This window comes from Pseudomonas sp. PKS, assembly GCF_051913525.1.
In the GTDB taxonomy this organism is placed as follows: domain Bacteria; phylum Pseudomonadota; class Gammaproteobacteria; order Pseudomonadales; family Pseudomonadaceae; genus Aquipseudomonas; species Aquipseudomonas guariconensis_D.
This window is the reverse complement of the sequence record NZ_JBEGDO010000019.1, coordinates 28,684-47,926: the sequence shown is the minus strand read 5'-3', so window position 1 is coordinate 47,926 and position 19,243 is coordinate 28,684. Positions and strand designations below refer to the sequence as shown.

General features: G+C 62.0%; 18 protein-coding genes and 1 pseudogene. 9 read left to right on the top strand and 10 right to left on the bottom strand.

Annotation, left to right across the window (positions count from 1 at the left end; all coding sequences use genetic code 11):
- The first annotated feature begins 165 nt into the window (after window positions 1-165).
- The gene (locus ABOA88_RS18120; RefSeq protein WP_367850931.1) at window positions 166-1,248 is read left to right on the top strand and encodes an ABC transporter substrate-binding protein; all 1,083 of its coding nucleotides are present in this window, start codon (window positions 166-168) and stop codon (window positions 1,246-1,248) included.
- Between the two features lie 266 nt (window positions 1,249-1,514).
- Here the strand turns inward: ABOA88_RS18120 and ABOA88_RS18115 are convergent, their stop codons facing one another.
- Together ABOA88_RS18115 and metH are read right to left on the bottom strand one after the other, a co-directional pair.
- A complete protein-coding gene (locus ABOA88_RS18115; protein WP_043206924.1) occupies window positions 1,515-1,733 on the bottom strand; it encodes a DUF2970 domain-containing protein in 219 nt (72 codons plus the stop codon).
- A gap of 160 nt (window positions 1,734-1,893) precedes the next feature.
- On the bottom strand, window positions 1,894-5,601 hold the full coding sequence (metH, locus tag ABOA88_RS18110; protein ID WP_367850930.1) for a methionine synthase: 3,708 nt from the start codon (window positions 5,599-5,601) through the stop codon (window positions 1,894-1,896).
- Between the two features lie 174 nt (window positions 5,602-5,775).
- Here metH and ABOA88_RS18105 point away from each other — a divergent pair, with 174 nt between their 5' ends.
- The 5 genes from ABOA88_RS18105 to ABOA88_RS18085 all read left to right on the top strand — a co-directional run bounded on the left by ABOA88_RS18105 (window position 5,776) and on the right by ABOA88_RS18085 (window position 11,287).
- A complete protein-coding gene (locus ABOA88_RS18105) occupies window positions 5,776-8,076 on the top strand; it encodes a fatty acid cis/trans isomerase (RefSeq protein WP_196168522.1) in 2,301 nt (766 codons plus the stop codon).
- A gap of 213 nt (window positions 8,077-8,289) precedes the next feature.
- Window positions 8,290-9,324 carry an acyltransferase family protein gene (locus tag ABOA88_RS18100; protein ID WP_196168521.1) on the top strand — a complete coding sequence of 345 codons (1,035 nt, stop codon included), beginning with the start codon at window positions 8,290-8,292 and terminating at the stop codon, window positions 9,322-9,324.
- Between the two features lie 58 nt (window positions 9,325-9,382).
- Window positions 9,383-9,967 carry a Fe-S biogenesis protein NfuA gene (gene nfuA / locus ABOA88_RS18095; protein ID WP_043206916.1) on the top strand — a complete coding sequence of 195 codons (585 nt, stop codon included), beginning with the start codon at window positions 9,383-9,385 and terminating at the stop codon, window positions 9,965-9,967.
- Window positions 9,968-10,199: 232 nt separating this feature from the next.
- Window positions 10,200-10,808 (top strand): SCO family protein, encoded by a 609-nt coding sequence (locus ABOA88_RS18090; RefSeq protein ID WP_196168520.1) that lies wholly within the window; start codon window positions 10,200-10,202, stop codon window positions 10,806-10,808.
- Complete coding sequence (locus ABOA88_RS18085) at window positions 10,808-11,287, top strand: copper chaperone PCu(A)C (protein WP_196168519.1); 480 nt, start codon at window positions 10,808-10,810, stop codon at window positions 11,285-11,287. Before ABOA88_RS18090 ends, ABOA88_RS18085 begins: the two co-directional genes overlap by 1 nt.
- A 118-nt stretch (window positions 11,288-11,405) precedes the next feature.
- Here the strand turns inward: ABOA88_RS18085 and ABOA88_RS18080 are convergent, their stop codons facing one another.
- Window positions 11,406-11,633 (bottom strand): hypothetical protein, encoded by a 228-nt coding sequence (locus ABOA88_RS18080; protein WP_043206911.1) that lies wholly within the window; start codon window positions 11,631-11,633, stop codon window positions 11,406-11,408.
- Window positions 11,634-12,125: 492 nt separating this feature from the next.
- Here ABOA88_RS18080 and speD point away from each other — a divergent pair, with 492 nt between their 5' ends.
- The 3 genes and pseudogenes from speD (at window position 12,126) to ABOA88_RS18065 (ending at window position 13,865) form a co-directional block, all read left to right on the top strand.
- The gene (speD, locus tag ABOA88_RS18075; protein WP_196168518.1) at window positions 12,126-12,410 is read left to right on the top strand and encodes an S-adenosylmethionine decarboxylase; all 285 of its coding nucleotides are present in this window, start codon (window positions 12,126-12,128) and stop codon (window positions 12,408-12,410) included.
- Window positions 12,411-12,468: 58 nt separating this feature from the next.
- A pseudogene (locus tag ABOA88_RS18070) lies at window positions 12,469-13,689 on the top strand (MFS transporter).
- Complete coding sequence (locus tag ABOA88_RS18065) at window positions 13,689-13,865, top strand: hypothetical protein (RefSeq protein WP_196168516.1); 177 nt, start codon at window positions 13,689-13,691, stop codon at window positions 13,863-13,865. The pseudogene ABOA88_RS18070 and the gene ABOA88_RS18065 overlap by 1 nt, the downstream one beginning before the upstream one ends.
- A gap of 16 nt (window positions 13,866-13,881) precedes the next feature.
- Here the strand turns inward: ABOA88_RS18065 and ABOA88_RS18060 are convergent, their stop codons facing one another.
- The 7 genes from ABOA88_RS18060 to ABOA88_RS18030 form a co-directional block, all read right to left on the bottom strand.
- On the bottom strand, window positions 13,882-14,715 hold the full coding sequence (locus ABOA88_RS18060) for an AraC family transcriptional regulator (RefSeq protein ID WP_367850929.1): 834 nt from the start codon (window positions 14,713-14,715) through the stop codon (window positions 13,882-13,884).
- Entirely contained in the window at window positions 14,712-15,026 is a 315-nt protein-coding gene (locus tag ABOA88_RS18055) for an AzlD domain-containing protein (RefSeq protein WP_196168515.1), read from the bottom strand. Before ABOA88_RS18055 ends, ABOA88_RS18060 begins: the two co-directional genes overlap by 4 nt.
- Complete coding sequence (locus ABOA88_RS18050) at window positions 15,023-15,724, bottom strand: AzlC family ABC transporter permease (RefSeq protein WP_196168841.1); 702 nt, start codon at window positions 15,722-15,724, stop codon at window positions 15,023-15,025. Before ABOA88_RS18050 ends, ABOA88_RS18055 begins: the two co-directional genes overlap by 4 nt.
- A gap of 94 nt (window positions 15,725-15,818) precedes the next feature.
- Complete coding sequence (locus ABOA88_RS18045; RefSeq protein WP_367851096.1) at window positions 15,819-16,481, bottom strand: sel1 repeat family protein; 663 nt, start codon at window positions 16,479-16,481, stop codon at window positions 15,819-15,821.
- A gap of 190 nt (window positions 16,482-16,671) precedes the next feature.
- Window positions 16,672-17,766: a hypothetical protein gene (locus ABOA88_RS18040; protein ID WP_196168514.1), complete on the bottom strand. Its 1,095-nt coding sequence runs from the start codon at window positions 17,764-17,766 to the stop codon at window positions 16,672-16,674.
- Window positions 17,767-17,805: 39 nt separating this feature from the next.
- On the bottom strand, window positions 17,806-18,435 hold the full coding sequence (locus tag ABOA88_RS18035) for a LysE family translocator (protein ID WP_196168513.1): 630 nt from the start codon (window positions 18,433-18,435) through the stop codon (window positions 17,806-17,808).
- 2 nt (window positions 18,436-18,437) lie between these two features.
- On the bottom strand, window positions 18,438-19,214 hold the full coding sequence (locus ABOA88_RS18030) for a YqcI/YcgG family protein (RefSeq protein ID WP_196168512.1): 777 nt from the start codon (window positions 19,212-19,214) through the stop codon (window positions 18,438-18,440).
- Window positions 19,215-19,243 lie beyond the last annotated feature (29 nt).

Here is a 19,243-nt window from a genome sequence, read left to right as displayed (position 1 = left end):
CCGCTTCGGAGCCGGAGCACGATATCAGGTTGTGTTTATGCGCTAAAGTGATGTTTTTGCATATGAAAAGAACCAATCGAACTAAGTGAGATCCACTGGCATTTGCCCGCCTACAGGCCCCGTCCGTTTATACTCGCGCGTTTGTTTCGCAACGGAAGTCATTGAATGCTCAAGGCCTTGTGCCAGGGCCTGTGCCTGAGTCTGCTCCTGGCAGCAGTGAACGCGCAGGCTGCCTCCGTGGTGTTCCTCAACCCGGGCTTTTCCCATGAGGCCTTCTGGGTCGCCTATTCGCGCTTCATGCAGGCGGCCGCCCAGGAACTGGGCATGGACCTGCGCATCGAATACAGCGAACGGCGCACGGACCTGGCCCTGGCCCAGGCCCGCGCGGTGCTGACCGGGCCCCAGCGCCCGGACTATCTCGTGCTGGTCAACGAGCAGTACCTGGCCCCGGAAATCATCCGCCTGGCACAGGGGCTTGGCGTCAAGTTGTTCCTGGTCAACAACGGCCTGACCGAAACCCAGGCGCGCAGCATCCAGGCCCAGCCGGATCGCTATGCGCAGGTACTGGGCACCCTGACCGCCAACGACGAGCAGGCGGGCTACCAGATGCTGCGCCAGATGGTTGCCACGCTGCCGCCAGGTCCGGGACCGGTGGACCTGGTGGCGTTCGCCGGGGTCAAGACCACCCCAGCCTCCCAATTGCGTGAGCAGGGCATGCGCCGAGCCCTGGCGGACTTCCCCCAGGTGCGCCTGCGCCAGGTGGTCTATGGGGGCTGGAGTCGCAAGCGCGCCTATGAACAGGCTCAGTTGCTGGCAGAGCGCTATCCGGATACGCAGTTGGTGTGGTCAGCCAATGACGAGATGGCTTTTGGTGCCATGCAGGCATTTGTAGAGAAGGGACGCACGCCTGGGCGTGATGTGATCTTTAGTGCCATCAACAGCTCTCCCGAAGCACTGCGCGCGCGAATCGATGGGCGCCTGAGTGTGTTGATGGGCGGGCATTTCACCTTGGGCGGCTGGGCCATGGTGATGTTGCATGACGATGCCTTGGGGCTGGCGATCAATCGTGATGGTCTGCAAGCACACACGATGCCGGTGTTGCAGTCGTTCGACCAGGCCAAGGCCCGCCGCTGGCTCAAATTGCTGGAAACCTGCGATGACATGGGCGTGGACTTTCTGCGCTACAGCGCAGAAGGGCGACCGGAAGATTTTCGTTATCCGTTTTTGGCCAGGCCTGTCGACTATTGAAAGCCCTTGCTTGAGAGAAGGCCATTGCTGGGCTTAACTGCTGGTTGAAGTGCATTCCCATAACCACTACAAGAGGCAATGCAATGGGAAACTCGACCAAGTTGCGCAAAGCTGACAGCACTGTCGACGCCTGGGCGATCCTCTGCCTGATCGTCCTCGTCGTCGTGGCCGCCGTGTATTGGGTCAGCCACCAGTAGCGCCGATCTTCAGACCTTGAGCGAAACCAGAACCGCCCGTGGAAGGGATATCCGCGGGCGGCTTGCGTTCTAGCGGGCGGTCAGGTGCATGGCCAGTTGCACCAGGCCGATCAGTGCCAGGATGAACACCAGGGTGAACAAGGTGCCCAGTGCGATGAAGTGGCTGGCCTTGCCATGGGTGAAGTCGCGCGCGCGGTTCTTGCCGCTCTGCACGCCAAAGGCGGCGGCGAGGATGCTGTGAAGCATCTGCCAGAAGGTGGGCGGTTTGCCGGGGTCGTTGTCATCCATGAAGGGCTCCTGGAAACAAAGACAATCACACAACAGTGTAGACAGGCCTATGGGCGCTGCGCAGGTCTATTCGCGGTAAACCCGCTCCCACAAGGATCACTGCTAACCCTGTGGGAGCGGGTTTACCCGCGAAAGGGCCGCAAAGCGGCCGCCTTGCAGATCAGCCCTCGTAACCGAGGTTCGGTGCCAACCAGCGCTCGCTGACGCTGATGTCCTGGCCCTTGCGCGCGCTGTAGCGCTCGATCTGGTCCTTGTCCACCTTGCCCACGGCGAAGTACTGCGCCTGTGGGTGAGCGAAGTACCAGCCGCTGACCGCCGCTGCCGGGAACATGGCGAAGTGTTCGGTAAGGAACACACCGCTCGGCCCGGTCTCGCCGATGGCTGTGCCGTCGAGTAGGCGGAACAGCGTGGCTTTCTCGGTGTGGTCCGGACAGGCCGGATAACCCGGGGCAGGGCGAATACCGCTGTACTGCTCCTTGATCAGCGCTTCGTTGTCCAGGTGTTCGTCCTTGGCATAACCCCAGTACTGCTTGCGGACCTGCTCGTGCAGCCATTCGGCGCAGGCTTCAGCCAGGCGGTCGGCCAGGGCCTTGACCATGATCGAGTTGTAGTCGTCGCCTTTGTCCTGGTAGGCCTTGGCCACTTCCTCGGCACCGATGCCGGCGGTGGTGATGAAACCGCCGACGTAATCAGTCACGCCACTGTCCTTGGGCGCGACGAAGTCGGCCAGGGAGAAGTTCGGCTTGCCGTCCGGCTTGATGGTCTGCTGACGCAGGTGGTGCAGGGTGGCGAGCTTCTCGCCGTTGTCGCCGTACACCTCGATGTCGTCATGCTCGACCTGGTTGGCCGGCCAGAAGCCGAACACCGCACGGGCACTGATGAGTTTTTCGTCGATCAGCTTGTCGAGCATCTCGCGGGCATCGTTGTACAGCGCGGTAGCGGCCTCGCCGACCACTTCGTCGGTGAGGATACGTGGGAATTTGCCGGCCAGGTCCCAGGAAATGAAGAACGGCGTCCAGTCGATGTATTCGGCCAGCACGCGCAGGTCGATGTCCTCGAGCACCCTGACGCCCGTGAAGGAGGGCACCGCTGGGGTGTAGCCGGCCCAGTCATACTGAGGCTTGGCGGCGATGGCCTGGTCGTAGCCCAGGCGCTCGGTGCGGGCGCTGCGGTTGGCGGTGCGCTCACGGACTTCCACGTATTCCTGGCGGGTCTTCTCGACGAAGGCCGGTTTGAGTTCCTTGGACAGCAGTTGGGTCGCCACGCCGACCGCACGCGAGGCGTCGGTGACATAGATCACCGCGTCGTTGGAGTACTTGGGCTCGATCTTGACCGCAGTGTGGGCCTTGGAGGTGGTGGCACCGCCGATCATCAGCGGTAGCTCGAAGCCCTGGCGCTGCATTTCGCGGGCGACGTGGACCATCTCGTCCAGCGACGGGGTGATCAGGCCGGAGAGGCCGATGATGTCGCATTTCTGCTCACGAGCGGTCTGCAGGATCTTCTCCGCCGGCACCATCACGCCCAGGTCGACGATGTCATAACCGTTGCAGCCGAGCACCACGCCGACGATGTTCTTGCCGATGTCGTGCACGTCGCCCTTGACCGTGGCCATGAGGATCTTGCCCTTGGCCTCGGGGGTGTCGCCTTTCTCGGCCTCGATGAACGGGATCAGGTGGGCCACGGCCTGCTTCATCACCCGGGCGGACTTGACCACCTGGGGCAGGAACATCTTGCCGGCGCCGAACAGGTCGCCGACCACGTTCATGCCGCTCATCAGCGGCCCTTCGATGACCTCGATGGGGCGCGCGCACTGTTGGCGGCACTCCTCGGTGTCCTCGACGATGAAGGCGGTGATGCCTTTGACCAGTGCGTGCTCCAGGCGTTTTTCCACCGGCAGCGAGCGCCACTCTTCGTTTTCCACTTCCTTGGTCGCGCCGCCGCCCTTGTAGTCGTCGGCAATTGCCAGCAGTGCGTCGGTGCCGTGCGGGGTGCGGTTGAGCACCACGTCCTCGACCTTCTCGCGCAGCGCCGCCGGGATCTCGTCGTAGATTTCCAGTTGGCCGGCGTTGACGATGCCCATGGTCAGGCCGTTCTTGATGGCATGGTAGAGGAAGACCGAGTGGATCGCCTCGCGCACCGGGTTGTTGCCGCGGAAGGAGAACGACACGTTGGACACGCCGCCCGAGCTTAGCGCGTAGGGCAGGTGGTCGCGGATGTAGGCGCAGGCTTCGATGAAGTCCACGGCGTAGTTGTTGTGTTCCTCGATGCCGGTGGCCACGGCGAAGATGTTCGGGTCGAAGATGATGTCTTCCGGCGGGAAGCCCACTTCATTGACCAGGATGTCGTAGCTGCGCTGGCAGATTTCCTTCTTGCGCGCGGCGGTGTCGGCCTGGCCGACCTCGTCGAAGGCCATCACCACCACGGCGGCGCCGTAGCGCTTGCACAGGCGGGCGTGGTGCTTGAACTGCTCGACGCCTTCCTTCATGGAGATCGAGTTGACGATGCCCTTGCCCTGGATGCACTTGAGGCCCGCTTCGATCACCTCCCACTTGGAGGAGTCGATCATGATCGGCACCCGGGAGATGTCCGGCTCGCCCGCGATCAGGTTGAGGAAGCGGACCATGGCAGCCTTCGAATCGAGCATGCCTTCGTCCATGTTGATGTCGATCACCTGTGCACCGGCCTCGACCTGCTGCAGGGCGACTTCCAGCGCCTCGGTGTAGTTCTCCTCGCGGATCAGGCGGGCGAACTTGGCGGAACCTGTGATATTGGTGCGCTCGCCGACGTTGACGAACAGCGACTGGCGATCGATGGTGAACGGCTCCAGGCCCGACAGGCGGCAGGCCTTGGGGATGTCCGGAATTTCGCGTGGTTTGTACTTGGCCACGGCCTCGGCGATGGCCTGGATGTGCGGTGGGGTGGTGCCGCAGCAACCGCCGATGATGTTGAGAAAGCCACTGGCGGCGAACTCCTCGACCACCGCGGCCATTTCAGCCGGGGTTTCGTCGTACTCACCGAAGGCATTGGGCAGGCCGGCGTTGGGGTGGGCCGAGACGTGGGTGTCGGCCTTGGTGGCCAGCTCTTCGAGGTAGGGGCGCAGGTCCTTGGCGCCCAGGGCGCAGTTCAGGCCTACGGAGATCGGCTTGGCGTGGCGCACCGAGTTCCAGAACGCCTCGGTGGTTTGACCCGACAAGGTGCGGCCGGAGGCGTCGGTGATGGTGCCGGAGATCATGATCGGCAATTCGACGCCGTCTTCCTCGAACACCTGCTGCACGGCGAAGATCGCCGCCTTCGCGTTGAGGGTGTCGAAGATGGTCTCGATCAGCAGCAGGTCGGCGCCGCCTTCGATCAGGCCGCGGGTGGCCTCGGTGTAGTTTTCGACCAGCTCGTCGAAGGTGACGTTGCGATAGCCCGGGTCGTTGACGTCCGGGGAGATCGAGCAGGTGCGGCTGGTCGGGCCGAGCACGCCAGCGACGAAGCGCGGCTTGTCCGGGGTTTCCAGCGTCTTGGCGTCGGCCACCTGGCGGGCGATGCGTGCGCCTTCGACGTTGAGCTCGTACACCAGCGCTTCCATGCCATAGTCGGCCTGGGAAATCTGCGTGGCGTTGAAGGTGTTGGTCTCGAGGATGTCGGCGCCGGCGTCGAGGTAGGCTTTCTCGATCGAGGCGATGACATCGGGGCGGGTGAGCAGCAGCAAATCGTTGTTGCCCTTGACGTCGCTTGGCCAATCGGCGAAGCGCGTGCCACGATAGTCGTGTTCCTCGAGGCGGTAGCTTTGGATCATAGTACCCATGCCGCCGTCGAGGATCAGTATGCGCTCCTTGAGTGCTTGCTGGAGTGCTTGGAAACGAGCGCTGCGGTCGGACATAGGAACTACCTGGTCGGGCGAATTTCAGAAGGTGCTGAATAATAACAAAGCTGCACGGATTTTAGACGTGTCGGCCATTTGCATGAATTTCCTTCATGTTGGTGGGCGCGCCAAAGCACCCAAGGACCGGTCAGGCAAATCGTGATGGCTTTCAGGAATCAGGACATTCGGCACATGGTGCATCGTTTACTTGCTGGCGCCTTCGCCCTGCTCATCAGCGGCGTGGCGTTCGGGCAAGCCCCTCAATCGAGCCCGGCGATCTCGTACACCCGGGACATTCAACCGATCTTCACCGAGAAGTGCGTGGCCTGCCACGCGTGCAACGACGCGGCCTGCCAGCTCAAGCTGGAAAGCCCTGAAGGTGCGGTGCGCGGTGCTTCCAAGACCCCGGTGTACCAGGGCGACCGCAGCAAGGCGGTGCCCACCACGCGGCTGTTCTATGACGCCCAGGACGAGCAGGCCTGGCGCAAGAAGGGCTTCTACTCGGTGCTCGACAACCAGGGCAGTCAGGCCGCGTTGATGGCGCGCATGCTCGAGCTGGGCCACAAGACTCCGCTCACGCCCAACGCCAAGCTGCCCGAGGAGATCGTCCTGGGGCTCAACCGTAACAATATGTGCCCATTGCCCCACGAGTTCGATGCCTACGCCGGCGCCCACCCCAAGGAGGGGATGCCCCTGGCTGTCACCGGGCTCACCGATGCCGAGTACAAAACCCTGCAGCGCTGGCTGGCGGCCGGTGCGCCGGTCGAATACCAGCCGATCCAGCCCAGTGCCGCCGAGGCCCGGCAGATCAACGAGTGGGAAGAGCTGCTCAACCGTCCGGGTTCCACCGAGGCGTTGGTAGGCCGCTGGCTGTACGAGCACCTGTTCCTGGCGCATATCTATTTCACAGGCGGTGAGCCGGGGCACTTCTTCCAATGGGTACGTTCGCGCACCCCAAGCGGCAAGCCGGTGGACATCATCGCCACCCGCAGGCCCAACGACCCGCCCGGCACCGACTTCTACTACCGCCTGATCCCGGTGCAGGGCGTGATCGTGCACAAGACCCACATCACCTACCCGATGGGGCCGCAGAAGCTCAAGCGCGTCAAGCAGCTGTTCTATAGCGGTGACTGGCACGCCACTTCACTGCCGGGGTACGGCCCGCGCCACCGCTCCAACCCGTTCGAGACCTTCGAGGCGATTCCGGCGGTGGCGCGCTACCAGTTCATGCTGGATAACGCCGAATACTTCGTGCGCACCTTCATCCGGGGGCCGGTGTGCCGTGGGCAGATCGCCACCGATGTGATTCGCGACAACTTCTGGGCGCTGTTCCAGGAACCGGCCCATGACCGCTACATCACCGATGCCGAATACCGCGGCAAGGCGACACCGTTGCTGGCGATGCCCGGGCAGATCGACGACGTGGGCAGCGTGCTGAGCCTGTGGCATGCCTATCGCGACAAGCGCAACGAATACGAGAAGCTGCGCCGCGAAGCTTATGCCGAGATGCCTGCGCCGAGCTGGTCGACCCTGTGGGCGGGCAACGACAATGCGCTGCTGACCATCTTCCGCCACTTCGACAGCGCGTCGGTGAGCAAGGGCCTGATCGGCGACGTGCCGCTGACCACCTGGTTGTTCGACTACCCGCTGTTCGAGCGCACCTACTACCAGTTGGCGGTGAACTTCGATGTATTCGGCAACGTCTCGCATCAGTTGCAGACCCGTCTGTACTTCGACCTGATCCGCAATGGCGCCGAGATCAACTTCCTGCGCCTGATGCCGGCCGACAAGCGCGGCGCGATCTTGAGCGACTGGTACCAGAACAGCGGCAAGGTGAAGATGTGGCTCGACTACGAAGACATCGACACCAGCACGCCGAGCGGGCTGAAGCTGGACAAGGCAGACCCCAAGCGTGATTTCGGTCTCAAGCTGCTTCAGCGCACCGGCAGTCTCAACGCGGCCCCGGATCCGATCAACCGATGCCAAGGCGCCCATTGCTCACGGCCACAGATGGGTGTCGAGTTCCGCGATGCCGAGCAGAGCCTCAGTCGCCTGGTCTCGCGCCCGGCTGCCGGGCTCAAGGTGATCAACCAGTTGCCCGAGGCGACCCTGCTGCGTATCGAAGGGCAGGGTGGACAGCGCCAGGTCTACAGCCTGTTGCGCAACCGCGCCCACAGCAACGTTGCCTTCCTGCTCGGCGAGGCCTACCGCTACCAGCCGGGCCTGGACACCCTGACCCTGTACCCGGGCGTGCTCAGCAGCTACCCGAACTTCATCTTCAACATCCCGACCAAGGATGTGCCGGAGTTCGTCGAGGACATGGAGGCTGCCCGCGACGATACGGCCAAGTTCGAGCGGATCGTCATGCGTTGGGGTGTGCGCCGCAGCCACCCTGAGTTCTGGCGCTACTTCCATGACCTGAACACCTTCATCAAGGAGACCGAGCCTGTGGAAGCGGGTGTACTGGACATGAACCGCTACGAGAACCTTTGATCGGGTCGGGCTGACTTTTTCGGATACGTTGTGGTCGGACCTGCCGGGTGGTCCTGATCCATTGCAGGGGCTGCGTTGCAGCCCTTCGCGGGTAGACCCGCTCCCACGGTTTCGGCGCAAGCTTTGTGGAAGCGGGTTTACCCGCGAATGCACGCAGTGCTCGCTGCTGCGTTCGATCGGGGCCTCAATGCACCGAAAACCGCAGGAACCGGCATGCTGTATTCGCTTCAGGCTCTCCGGGCATTCGCCGCCTGGGTGGTGGTCTGCCACCACTTCATGCAGATCTTCTTCGACTTCCACGCCACCGGGCCGATCGGCCGACTGCTCGCCGAACGAGGCGCTGTGGGCGTGGACATCTTCTTCGTCATCAGCGGGCTGGTGATCTACCTCTCGACCCGCGACAAACCCATTGCGCCCGGGCAGTTCCTGCTCAATCGGGTGCTGCGCATCGTTCCTGCCTATTGGTTCTACACATTGCTGATGGCCTTGCTGTTGCTGGTGGCCAGTCGCTGGATGCCGCACCAGGTGTTCGACGGGCAGCACCTGCTGCTGTCGCTGCTGTTCATCCCGGCGGAAAACCCCGGTGGCTACGGCTTGTATCCAACGCTCAACGTCGGCTGGACGCTGAACTTCGAGATGTTCTTCTACCTGTTGTTCGGCCTGGCCTTCCTGGTGCGTCGGCGACATCACCTGTTGCTGGTGGCCGGGGCTCTGTTGCTGGTCAGCGAGGTGCTTGGACGCATGGGCGTACTCAGCCGCTTCTACAGCAACGGCATCATCTACGAGTTTCTGCTGGGCATCGGCATTGGCGTGTTGTATCGCCGCGGGCTGGTGCGCGAAGGGCTGTGGTTGCCGCTGATGGTGCTGGGTATGGCGGGGTATGCCTTGTATCAGCTAGATGCCTCCGTGCGCCTGCTGTACTGGGGAGTACCGAGTGCGTTGGTGGTGTTGGCATTCGTCGCGCTGGAGCCGTATTTCCATGGCAACCGGGTGCTCAAGTCGCTGGGCGACTGCTCCTATTCGGTATACCTGATTCACGTGCTGGTGCTCTATGGCGGCTGGTTTGCCAGTCAGCGCCTGGGCTTGAATCCCTATGGGGTGTTTGCCGTCTGCGTGCTGTCCATTGGACTAATGTCGTGGCTCAGCTTCCACTGGCTGGAGCGCGGCCTGTACCGGTGCATGCAGGCCTGGTTGCGTGAAGACAGGGAGCCAGCCCAGGTGTTGGCGCTTTCCCGAGTCAAATACTAGGACTTTGTTCGAGGGCCAGGTTGGCGTACACTTGCCGACAAGTCTGTGAGGAACTTCCATGAGCGCTATAACCATTACCGACGCCGCCCATGATTACCTGGCCGATCTGCTGTCCAAGCAGAACACCCCGGGCATCGGCATCCGCATTTTCATCACCCAGCCGGGCACCCAGTACGCTGAAACCTGCATTGCCTACTGCAAACCAGGCGAGGAGAAGCCCGACGACACGGCCGTGGGCCTGAAGAGCTTTACCGCGTACATCGATGCGGTCAGCGAGCCGTTCCTGGAGGACGCGCTGGTCGACTACGCCACCGATCGCATGGGCGGTCAGCTCACCATCAAGGCACCGAACGCCAAGGTCCCGATGGTCAACGAGGACAGCCCGCTCAACGAGCGCATCAACTATTACCTGCAGACCGAGATCAACCCGGGGCTGGCCAGCCACGGCGGCGCCGTGAGCCTGGTGGATGTGGTCGATGACGGCATCGCCGTGTTGCAGTTCGGCGGTGGCTGCCAAGGCTGCGGCCAGGCCGACGTCACCCTCAAGGACGGCATCGAGCGCACCCTGCTCGAACGTATCCCGGAGCTTAAGGGCGTGCGTGACGTGACCGACCACAGCAACAAGGAAAACGCCTACTACTGATCCATGCTGCCTGGCGTGGATTCATCCGGCGTTCTCTCTGCAAGATTTTGCTCCTAGCAACAAAGTGTTACGGAATCAAGCTCTGCGACAACAGGCCGCAGCCCGGATTTCAAGGGTTGCAGGCCGATCCCTCCTTCGTCGGGTGGATGCCCTTGGGGTGTCATGCCAGAATGCCTCGGTTTTTCGTCGGCCCATCCCAGGGGCCGGCACCTTCCCTATAAAGGATGGTTCCATGACTGATTTACTGACCCGGCGTGCTGTCGTCGCCGGGATGGGCGTTCTGGGGCTTGGCCTGCTGGCCGGTTGCAACCCGGCCCGGGGGCTTGAGTTCAAGTACGGCAAGAACATGAGCAACGAAATCCTCGGGCGCAAATTCCGCCTGAAGGACACCCAAGGCAACGAGCGCACCCTGTCGAGCTTCTATGGCTCGATGCCGATGATCTTCTTCGGCTTCACCCAGTGCCCGGCTGTTTGCCCGACCGCCATGGCGCGCGCGGCGCAAATCAGGAAGCTGCTTAGGGGCCGTGACCGCGACCTGTTCCAGGTGGTGCTCATCACCCTTGATCCGGAGCGCGACACCCCCGAAGTGCTCGATGCCTACGTCAAGGCTTTCGACCCGTCGTTCACCGCCCTGACCGGCACCCCCGAGGAAATCGCCGAGGTGGCCAAGGAATTCAAGGTGTTCTACGAGAAGGTCCCCACCGGTGATACCTACACCGTCTCTCATTCGTCCACCAGCTACGTCTATGACACACGTGGCACTCTGCGCTTGAGTCTTGGCCATTCCCTGACCGCCAAGGAATGCGCCGAAGACCTGGTCACCCTGATGGAGATTTGCTAATGGCTGTTTCACTGCAACCTGCCAAACGTGCGCTGGCCGCCCTGGCCATGATGGGCTTGGCCTTGCCGGCCCTGGCCCAGACCACCGTGAGTGATGCCTGGGTTCGCGCCAGCGTGCCGCACCAGCAGTCCACCGGCGCCTTCATGACCCTGACCGCCGACACCGACAGCAAGTTGCTCAGCGTCGCCTCGCCGGTCGCCAAGACCGTGCAGATCCACGAGATGAGCATGAAGGGCGACGTGATGAGCATGGGTGAGGTCAAGGCCGTCGACCTGCCCGCCGGTAAAGCGGTGTCCCTCGACCCTAACGGCTACCACGTGATGCTCATGGGCCTGACCCAGCAGGTCAAGGAAGGCGAGCAGGTGCCGCTGACCCTGACCATCGAAGATGCCAAGGGGACAAAGCAAACCCTGGAAGTCCAGGCACCGGTTCGCCCGCTGGGTGCTGAAGCCGGGCATGATCACGCGCACATGCACTGATCGGTGGCAGGGGCTGTCGCACAGCCCATCGCGACACAAGGCCGCTCCCACCGTGTGGGCGCGGCCTTGCTACATAAAAGGGGCGCCAAAGCACCCCGTTCGATATTACGGATATTGCTCAGCTACGAAACCTTGGCAACGGTCGCTCGATGGTCAGCGAGGTCAAGGTCTTGCGCACCTGGGCGTCTTCGGCCTCCAGTGCCTTGAGGCTGGCGCGGATCTTGCCAGCCGCGGGCACATCGCCCTGCCGGTCGATCCAGTCGGCAATCTCCTTGCAGGCACTGCTCAGACAGGCTTGGCGCTGGTTCATCAGCGTCAGGAGGGTGGTGAGCTCTCTATCGGACATGGCAGGATCCTCCGTTCAGCCCTCTCAGTGTAGCAGGGGTTGGGGTTCCTGCCTGATGTGGGGGCTGGGTACTCACTGCGCATCAGCACCCTCACGCCTCGCGCGATGCACAACGACTGCATTATCCATTGAATGGCATATATACACGGCTTGGGTAAGACGGTCTTCATCCTCTCTATATGGGGCTTGGTCGGAGTGCGAGGCGCCTGTAGAAATTGGTGTGGGGCAGATGTTGTTTGCAATGTTTTGAGCGCGTGGGAAGTTTCATGCAAGTTCGGTTTCATGATATTTCCTGTTACGGCTTCGTCGTGGATTCATGTTGTTTTCATGGGCTTATCAAACTACGGTTTATTTGCCCGGTCCTTGCTGGGAAAATAAAAATCAATCAAGTGCTAGAGAGGATGTTTGACATGAAATCAGCAATTCATATGTTCAAAGTCGATGTTGTTGGTGTAATGGGCTCTTTTTCTTCAACGCAGGGAGCGCTGGGTCATGGAGGATTTCGGTTATCACACGATCTGGGACATCACTGGTGCCAATTCCGCTGTGTTGCGTGACGAACAGGCGTTGCATTGGTTCTTTCATGCCGTGTTGTCATCGTCAGGCTTTACGTTAATAGACGATCGGGTACACAAATTCGTGTTGGGTGGAGAAGGCGTGGTGGGGTTGTTCCTGCTTTCCGAATCTCATCTTTCCTACCATACCCATCCCGAGAATAGTTACATCAGTATCGATGTCTACACCTGTAGCAAGAGCAATGCGTCTCGACACGCCTAGGCGGGACATCAGTGAAGACGAACTGATCTATGTGACGGCTTAGGGAAGGCGAAGCGGCATGCGTGGATTGAATTTGAATGCGGGTACCCGAGCGCTGGCGACCGGCTACTTCTTTTCCAAATGCGGTGAATTTGCCTTCGAAACAGCCTTTGCCGTGGTGGTGGTGTCGATGGTCGACGCAGACCTGCTGCTGATTGGTCTGGTGTACTTCTTTCGCTACCTGCCCAGCATGGTTTTTTCACCAATGGGTGGCTGGTTGGCTGACCATAGTGAACGCAGACGCACCTTAGTGTGGGTGGAGCTCACCAAAGCAGCTTTGGCATTGGTGTTCTTTGCATTGTTCTCCTTTTCCGAGCCGCCATTGGTTGTAGTCACCCTTGCCGCGATGGTCATGACGGCACTGGATTGCCTCTATGTACCAACGTTTCGTGCCTATTTCCCCGACATCGTCGAGCGGGACGAACTGCCTTCGGTCAACAGCGGCGTACAGGTGGTCGAGGATATGTCGTCGATCCTTGGACCGCTGGTGTTCTCGGCTGTGGCGTTGCTTTACGCCAGTGAGGCGACTTTCCTGTTCTTTGCTGTTTCCCTGCTGTTGTCGGCAGCCAGTCTGGCCAGGTTGCCTGCGGTTGGAAAGCCGAAAGCGGCGGCCTTCGATGGCATGGCGCTGGTGCGTGATGCCGTACACAGTGTCGGTCATATGCGTGCACGCAATGCACCGCTATTTGCAGTGATTTGTTGCACGACTTTTTGCGCGATGTTCGCTACTTCCGTCATACGCTTCATCCTCCCGGCATCGGTACTTGAACGGTTCTCCTCGGAGGCGGCGGTTGGCTACGTTTTCTCGCTGCTGGCCACGGGTACCGTGCTGGGCGGCCTGCTCTACACCAGGTTCAATCGACACACCTCGGCGCGTCTTGTATTGCGCTATTGGGGGCTATATGGCGCATTGTTCTTCATCGCTGCCGTGGCGCTTCAGTTCAACACCTAGCTGTTCCTGTTGGTACTGTTCTTTGTAGGGTTCATCGGCGCCTTTGTCGATATTGCCATCGTGACCAATATCCAGTGCTTGTCGAACGAGCAGGAGGTCGGGCGCAATTTCTCGCTGTACTACTTCACTGCGGTAATCGGTGATGCCTTTTCAGGGTTGATCGCCAGCGTCGTCTATTTGCTGGTCGGCCCGGCCACCTTCGTTGGGATGACGTTCATGCTGGTTGTCGCGCCCCTGCGCTGGAATATCAAGAAAGGAGCTCCGGATGAGCATCAGGATCGTGCATAGTGCTGTTATCAACCTTTGAAACCCCTGCACAAGGCCTGGAGCCAGAGGTCTTCCTGGGGCTGTGCAGACGGCTTTGGGAGACCAAGCGCCAGGGGCGTGCAGTGCGTTTGGTGGGCATTGCCGTCAAGGTGCGACGCAAGGCATTGACCCGCCTGCAGTTGGAGTTGCCTTTTTGAGCGGTGTGACCGGGTGCTAAACGAATCGACACGACTGCCGATACGCCCCCGGCGTCACGCCATAGGCCTGCTTGAACTGCCTGCTGAGGTGGCTCTGGTCGGCAAAGCCCAGGGCGAAGGCGACTTCTGAGGCGGGGAGGCCGCTCTTGAGCAGCTCTCGGGCGCGGGACAGGCGGCGCTGCTTGAGCCAGGCGTGGGGTGGCAGGCCGGTGGCCTGGCGGAACACCCGGGCGAAGTGGAAGGGGGAGAGGTTGACCGCCGCGGCCAAGGCTTCGAGCGACGGTGGGTCGGCCAGCTGGCTTTCGAGCAGTTCGCGGGCGCGGGCCACAGCGCGCGGTTCGTTGCCGGGGGTGGGCGCCTCGGCGCCGTGGCCATGGCGTTGTACCAGCGCCAGGACCGCCTGGCGCCAGGCGGTCTGTTGCTCCAAGGCGCTCGCGTCGGACTCTGACAGCCGGTGCAACTGGCTGAACAGGGTGGCCAGGGCGGGGTCCTGGATCACGCTGTCCTTGAAGTGCGGCATGCCATGGCGACCCAGCTCCAGCTCGTCGAGCACGCCGGTGACCCGTTCGTGCTCGGGGTAGAAGCCACGATAGCGCCAGCCTGCCTCGTGTGCCGTGGCGCCGGTGTGCAGCTCGTCCGGGTTGATCAGCACCATGCTGCCCACCGGTGCCAGGTGCTCGCTGCCTCGATGCCAGAAACGCTGGGCGCCGGACTCGATCACAGTGAACACGTAGCCTTCATGCACATGGGGGGCGAAGCGTTGCTGGAAATACCGCGCGTGCAGCATTTCCACATCGCCCAGTGCCGGGGCTTGCCAGAGGTGGGTCTGTTCGCGCGGGGGCGTGTTCATGCCAGCCAGCTGCGCAGGAGGAAGAAGATCAACATGCTCACCAGCATGCTCAGCAACACACTGCGGGTCAACAGCACCAGGGCGATCGCCACCAGTGAGCCGAGCAGGTAGGGGTTGGTGATGCTCAGGTCCAGCTGATGCCCGGGCAGGAAGATGATCGGCCCGCAGATGGCTGTCAGCATGCCAGGTACGGCGAAGCCGAGGAACTGGCGGGCATTGGAACTCAGGCGCAGGGGCAGGCGCGGTTCCAGGAAGGCGTAGCGGTTGAGAAACACCACCAGGCCCATGGCGAAGATCAGCAGCCAGGTCATGAGCGGCCTCCGGTGAGTTTCTGGCAAGCGAAGCCGGCGCTCATGCCCAGCAGGCCAGCGGCGACCAGAGCGGTCTCCCAATGCCAGTGGCTGAACAGCACCGAACACGACAGCGACACCGCGACGCACACCACTGTCGGCAGGTTGCGTACCAGCGGTGCGATCAGCGCGACGAACGTGGCGACGATGGAAAAGTCCAGGCCCAGCTGGTCCAGGTGTGGAATGTTCTGGCCTAGCAGGATGCCGGCCAGGGTGAACAGGTTCCAGGCCACGTAGAACGTCAGGCCGACGCCCAGGGCGTACCAGCGGTTGAACTGCTGTTGGTCGTAGCGGCTGGTCAGGGCGAAGAATTCATCGGTGAGCAGAAAGCCCAGCCCCAGGCGCCAGCGCAGCGGCTGGCCGGACAGCACCGGACGCATGCTCAGGCCGTAGAGTAGGTGCTGGGAGGTCAGCAGCAAGGTGGTGAGCAGGATCGAGAACAGGTTGGCTCCGCCCTTGAGCATGCCGATTGCCACCAACTGCGCGGCCCCGGCGAAAACGATGGCCGACAGCCCTTGGCCCTCCCAGGCGCTGAGGTTGGCCTCGATGGCCATGGAGCCGGCGAGCAGGCCCCAGGGGGCTACAGCCAGGGATAAGGGCATGATGGCGATGGCGCCATGGAGGAAGGCTTGGCGGGCGACAGGTGGGCTGCTGGGCATGGTGGTGACTTGAATCGACAAGGCAGTCCAGCATGCCAGAGCGGATGCGGCATGGCTTGAACATTCTTGCTGCCCAACCCCTTGGTAAGTGAGCCTAGCGTTTGCTGGTCAGGTGTCGCTGGGCTGCGGCGCAGCCATTGATGTCCACTGCCTTTTGCAGCAAGGCCTGGCGATGTTGGGGATCGAGGTCGCCGAGCAGACGATACACCTCGGCCTGGTAGTCCCGCTGATGCCCCCATTGCATTTCCAGCCCTTGGGGTTGATTGCGGTTGCAGGCCAGCCGTACCGCAGGCTGCGGGTAATAGGCGGCATAACGGGTGGCCATGCTCGGGATCGCTTCCAGCGCTTGGCGGTAGGCGGGGCTTGCGTTGTAAGGCGGGCACCAGGTCGCGATCGCCGGAGCGGGTGGCGCGAACCCCTGTTGCAGGCTGGCCTCGAGCAGCGGGCAGGCCGCGTCCGGAATCTGCGCTGTCGGCAGGTAGGTCATGTAGTACAACGCCAGGCGGTACTGGGCGACCGGGTGGTCGAGTGCCACCGATTTTTTCAGCAAGGCCACGGCGGTCGGCAGGGTTCGGGCCAGGGCCTGGCCCTGGCGGCTGAGTTCCGGGTCGCTGCCAACCGAGGTGCGCAGTGGGCTGGGTCTGTCGTTCTGGTGGTCGGCCTGCTCCAAGAGGGGCAGGGCCTGGCGGTAGAGCAGATCGGCATGGGGGTCGATCTCTACCTCCAGGGCTTGGGCGTCGAGCGCGAGCACGGCCATGAACAACGGCGGCCAGAAGAAGGCGCGGTTCACAGGTAGGCCCCGCAGGCGGGCTGGCCAGGGTGGGCCAGATACGGCAGGACGGCTTCGATCATCATGGCGGTTACGCATGTACCTCAAGCGAATCAAGAGCGACGACGCCGTATTCTAGCCATCCAGCGATGCCTGCCGATAGGCCAATCCTGATTTGTCAGACGAGCCTGACGGGCGGTGCCCGATAATTGGCGTGCTTTTCCTGGGCCAGCCCGAGCTTGGCGGTGATCACCTTGGCCAGTGCATTGTTGCCCAGGTCGTTGAAGTGCAGGCGGTCGACGAACAATGGCTGGTCGAACATCGCGCAACTGCTGAGCATGCCGTTCATGTCATAACAGGGCACCTGCGCGGCCTGCTGCTTGATGCGTCGAAAGAAGTCCGTGTGCAACTGGCTGTCGAAGACATCGGCCAGCAGTCGGTCGAAGTTCGTCGGCTGGCGTTGCAGGTTCTGGAGCATGAGCTGCTCGCCTTGAGGGATGGCTTCCCGGCACCAGGGCAGCAGGGGCTGGAGGATGAAGGTGAGGGTGGCATAGCCGCCGCCCAGCAGGCGGTCCCATTGCTGCAGGCTGCGGCCGATGGTGTCGGCGGCGCGGGCCAGGCGTTTGTCGGGGGCCGACAGTTTCCAGGCGGGGGCTGGCGGTTGTCTGCGAGGCGCCAGGGCCTGGCCCAGGCGGCGCCAGAGCGACTCGCCGGGTGGTGGATGGGCGGTATGCACGCCTTCGTTGAAGCTGTTGAGCAAGTCCTGGTAGGCCAGGGCGTGTCCTTGTTCGTGATCGCCGGCCAGTACTTCGCCCAGCGCCTCGTGTGCCACGGTGTTCAGGCCACTGAGTACGACTACGTGGCCGACCTCTGTGAAGCGATGTTGGTGGGTCAGGAACATCAGCAGTTCCTGAGTGGCATTGAGGCCGCAGCCGGCCAGGCTCAGCCAGACCTCGCCGGTCAGCGCCGACAGGTAGGAGGCGATCGTGTGTTTGTCGGAACTGGCGCCGATGCCCAAGGTGGTCGAACCACCCACCAGCAGATTGACCCGCTTGACGCCGCTGTGCTCGGTCACCGAGCAGCGTTTGTCGGCACAATGGCTGTAGCGCATGCCATGGCTGTCGGTGTTGATGGTGCCGGAGCGATAGCCTCGTTCATGCATGTAAAGGGTATGCGGTGCGCGACGGCTGCCCAGAAGCAGGAAGCGCTGGTAGTCCTGCTGCAGGGGACGAGGGCTGCCCTGGACGGTCGTGTCTGGGTCGATCGGTCTCATGGGCGCTCCTTTGGCACGCGAGGTCGAGGGTGCTGCGGCTCAGCCGGCCAGCTCCTTGATGTTGTACGCCAACCCGGCGAGGGCGATCAGCAACAGGGCAACGCCTGAGGCGAGGGTGATGATGCGGTTGCTGCGTTGCGAGGCGATCTTGCCGATGGCGAAGATGTACAGGCTGAGCACGGCGAAATCGATAGCGATCCACAGCAACGACAGCACCACCATGCTCTTGCCGAACGATTCGGTGATCTGGATGAACTGCGGGAAGAAGGAAATGAAAAAGATGATGTCCTTGGGGTTGGAGATGCCCACCATGAAGCCTTGGAGCAGCCCGCTGCGCCCAGGCTGTTCAAGGGCTTGTGTCGGCGCATCGGGGGCCGGCGTCTGCATCGCTTCTCGGAGGGTGGTAATGGCGATGTAGGCGATGAACAGGCAGCCTAGCAGGCTCATGCCGCTGAGCCAGACCTTGTCGATGGCGGCGCTGGTCATGATGATCCAGGCAGCGGCACCGATCAGTACCAGCGATGCCCAGTTGGTGCCGATGGCGGTGGACAGCGCCTTGCGTGAGCCTGAGGTGGCTGCGGTGTTGACGATCAGTGCCACGACTGGGCCAGGGGTGGCGATCAGCAGCAGCACGGTGAGGGCATAGGTGGCGGTGAGTGCGGTGTTCACGGTCAGTTCTCGATCAGGGTTTCAGGTGTTGCGTGAGCATGGAACGGGCAACGCGAAGGGTTCAGTGAGCCCGGTTCCTGGAGTTGATACTGGCGCCATTCGAAGTTGTCGTCCTGGCCGAAGAAGCCCAGGGTCTCGGGAACGACGCCATCGTTGTAATGACGTACCCGCTCGCGAATGCGTGCACGGATGCGTCGACCGCTTTCAGTGGCGGCGCTGGCGACCTCATCGAAGCTCTCCCGCGGGTTGATGACGAAGGCGATGTGTGCGCCCAGGTTGCGGCTTTTCATCTGCCGGTGGGCCGGGAAATTCATGTTGATGAACAGCGGCATGCCAGCAAAGCAGAACGACCAGCCGCTGTCGTGGGGGTCTGTGGGTAGCGTCCGAGGCCAGGGTTGCGGGTCCAGCGCATGGACTTGTTGCAGCACCGACCAGGCCAGCATCTGCTGTTCGGCCAGCGTGCTGTCTGGCTCGGTTTCGAGAAACACCAGCAACGGGTTGCCGATGCGCTGCCTGAGCGGGATCGGTTCGAGGATGCTCACGTAATCGGCAAGCCCTCGGGCGATGTCTGTCGCCAGGTGCGTCGCGCGCGCGAAGACCAGATGGCAGGTACCGGCGGCGACCGCCTTGCGGCCGAACAGGCAGGGAAAGTCGGGATGGGCGAGCAAGGTGCGAAACTGTGCAAGGGTTTGGTACGCCCAATGTTGGCGATTCTGGATATGTTCAGCGGCCAGCTCTAGCGCATCCAGGCGATAGCAATTTCCATAACCCGTAAACATGGTGTCCCCAGAGATTCAATGACATCTAA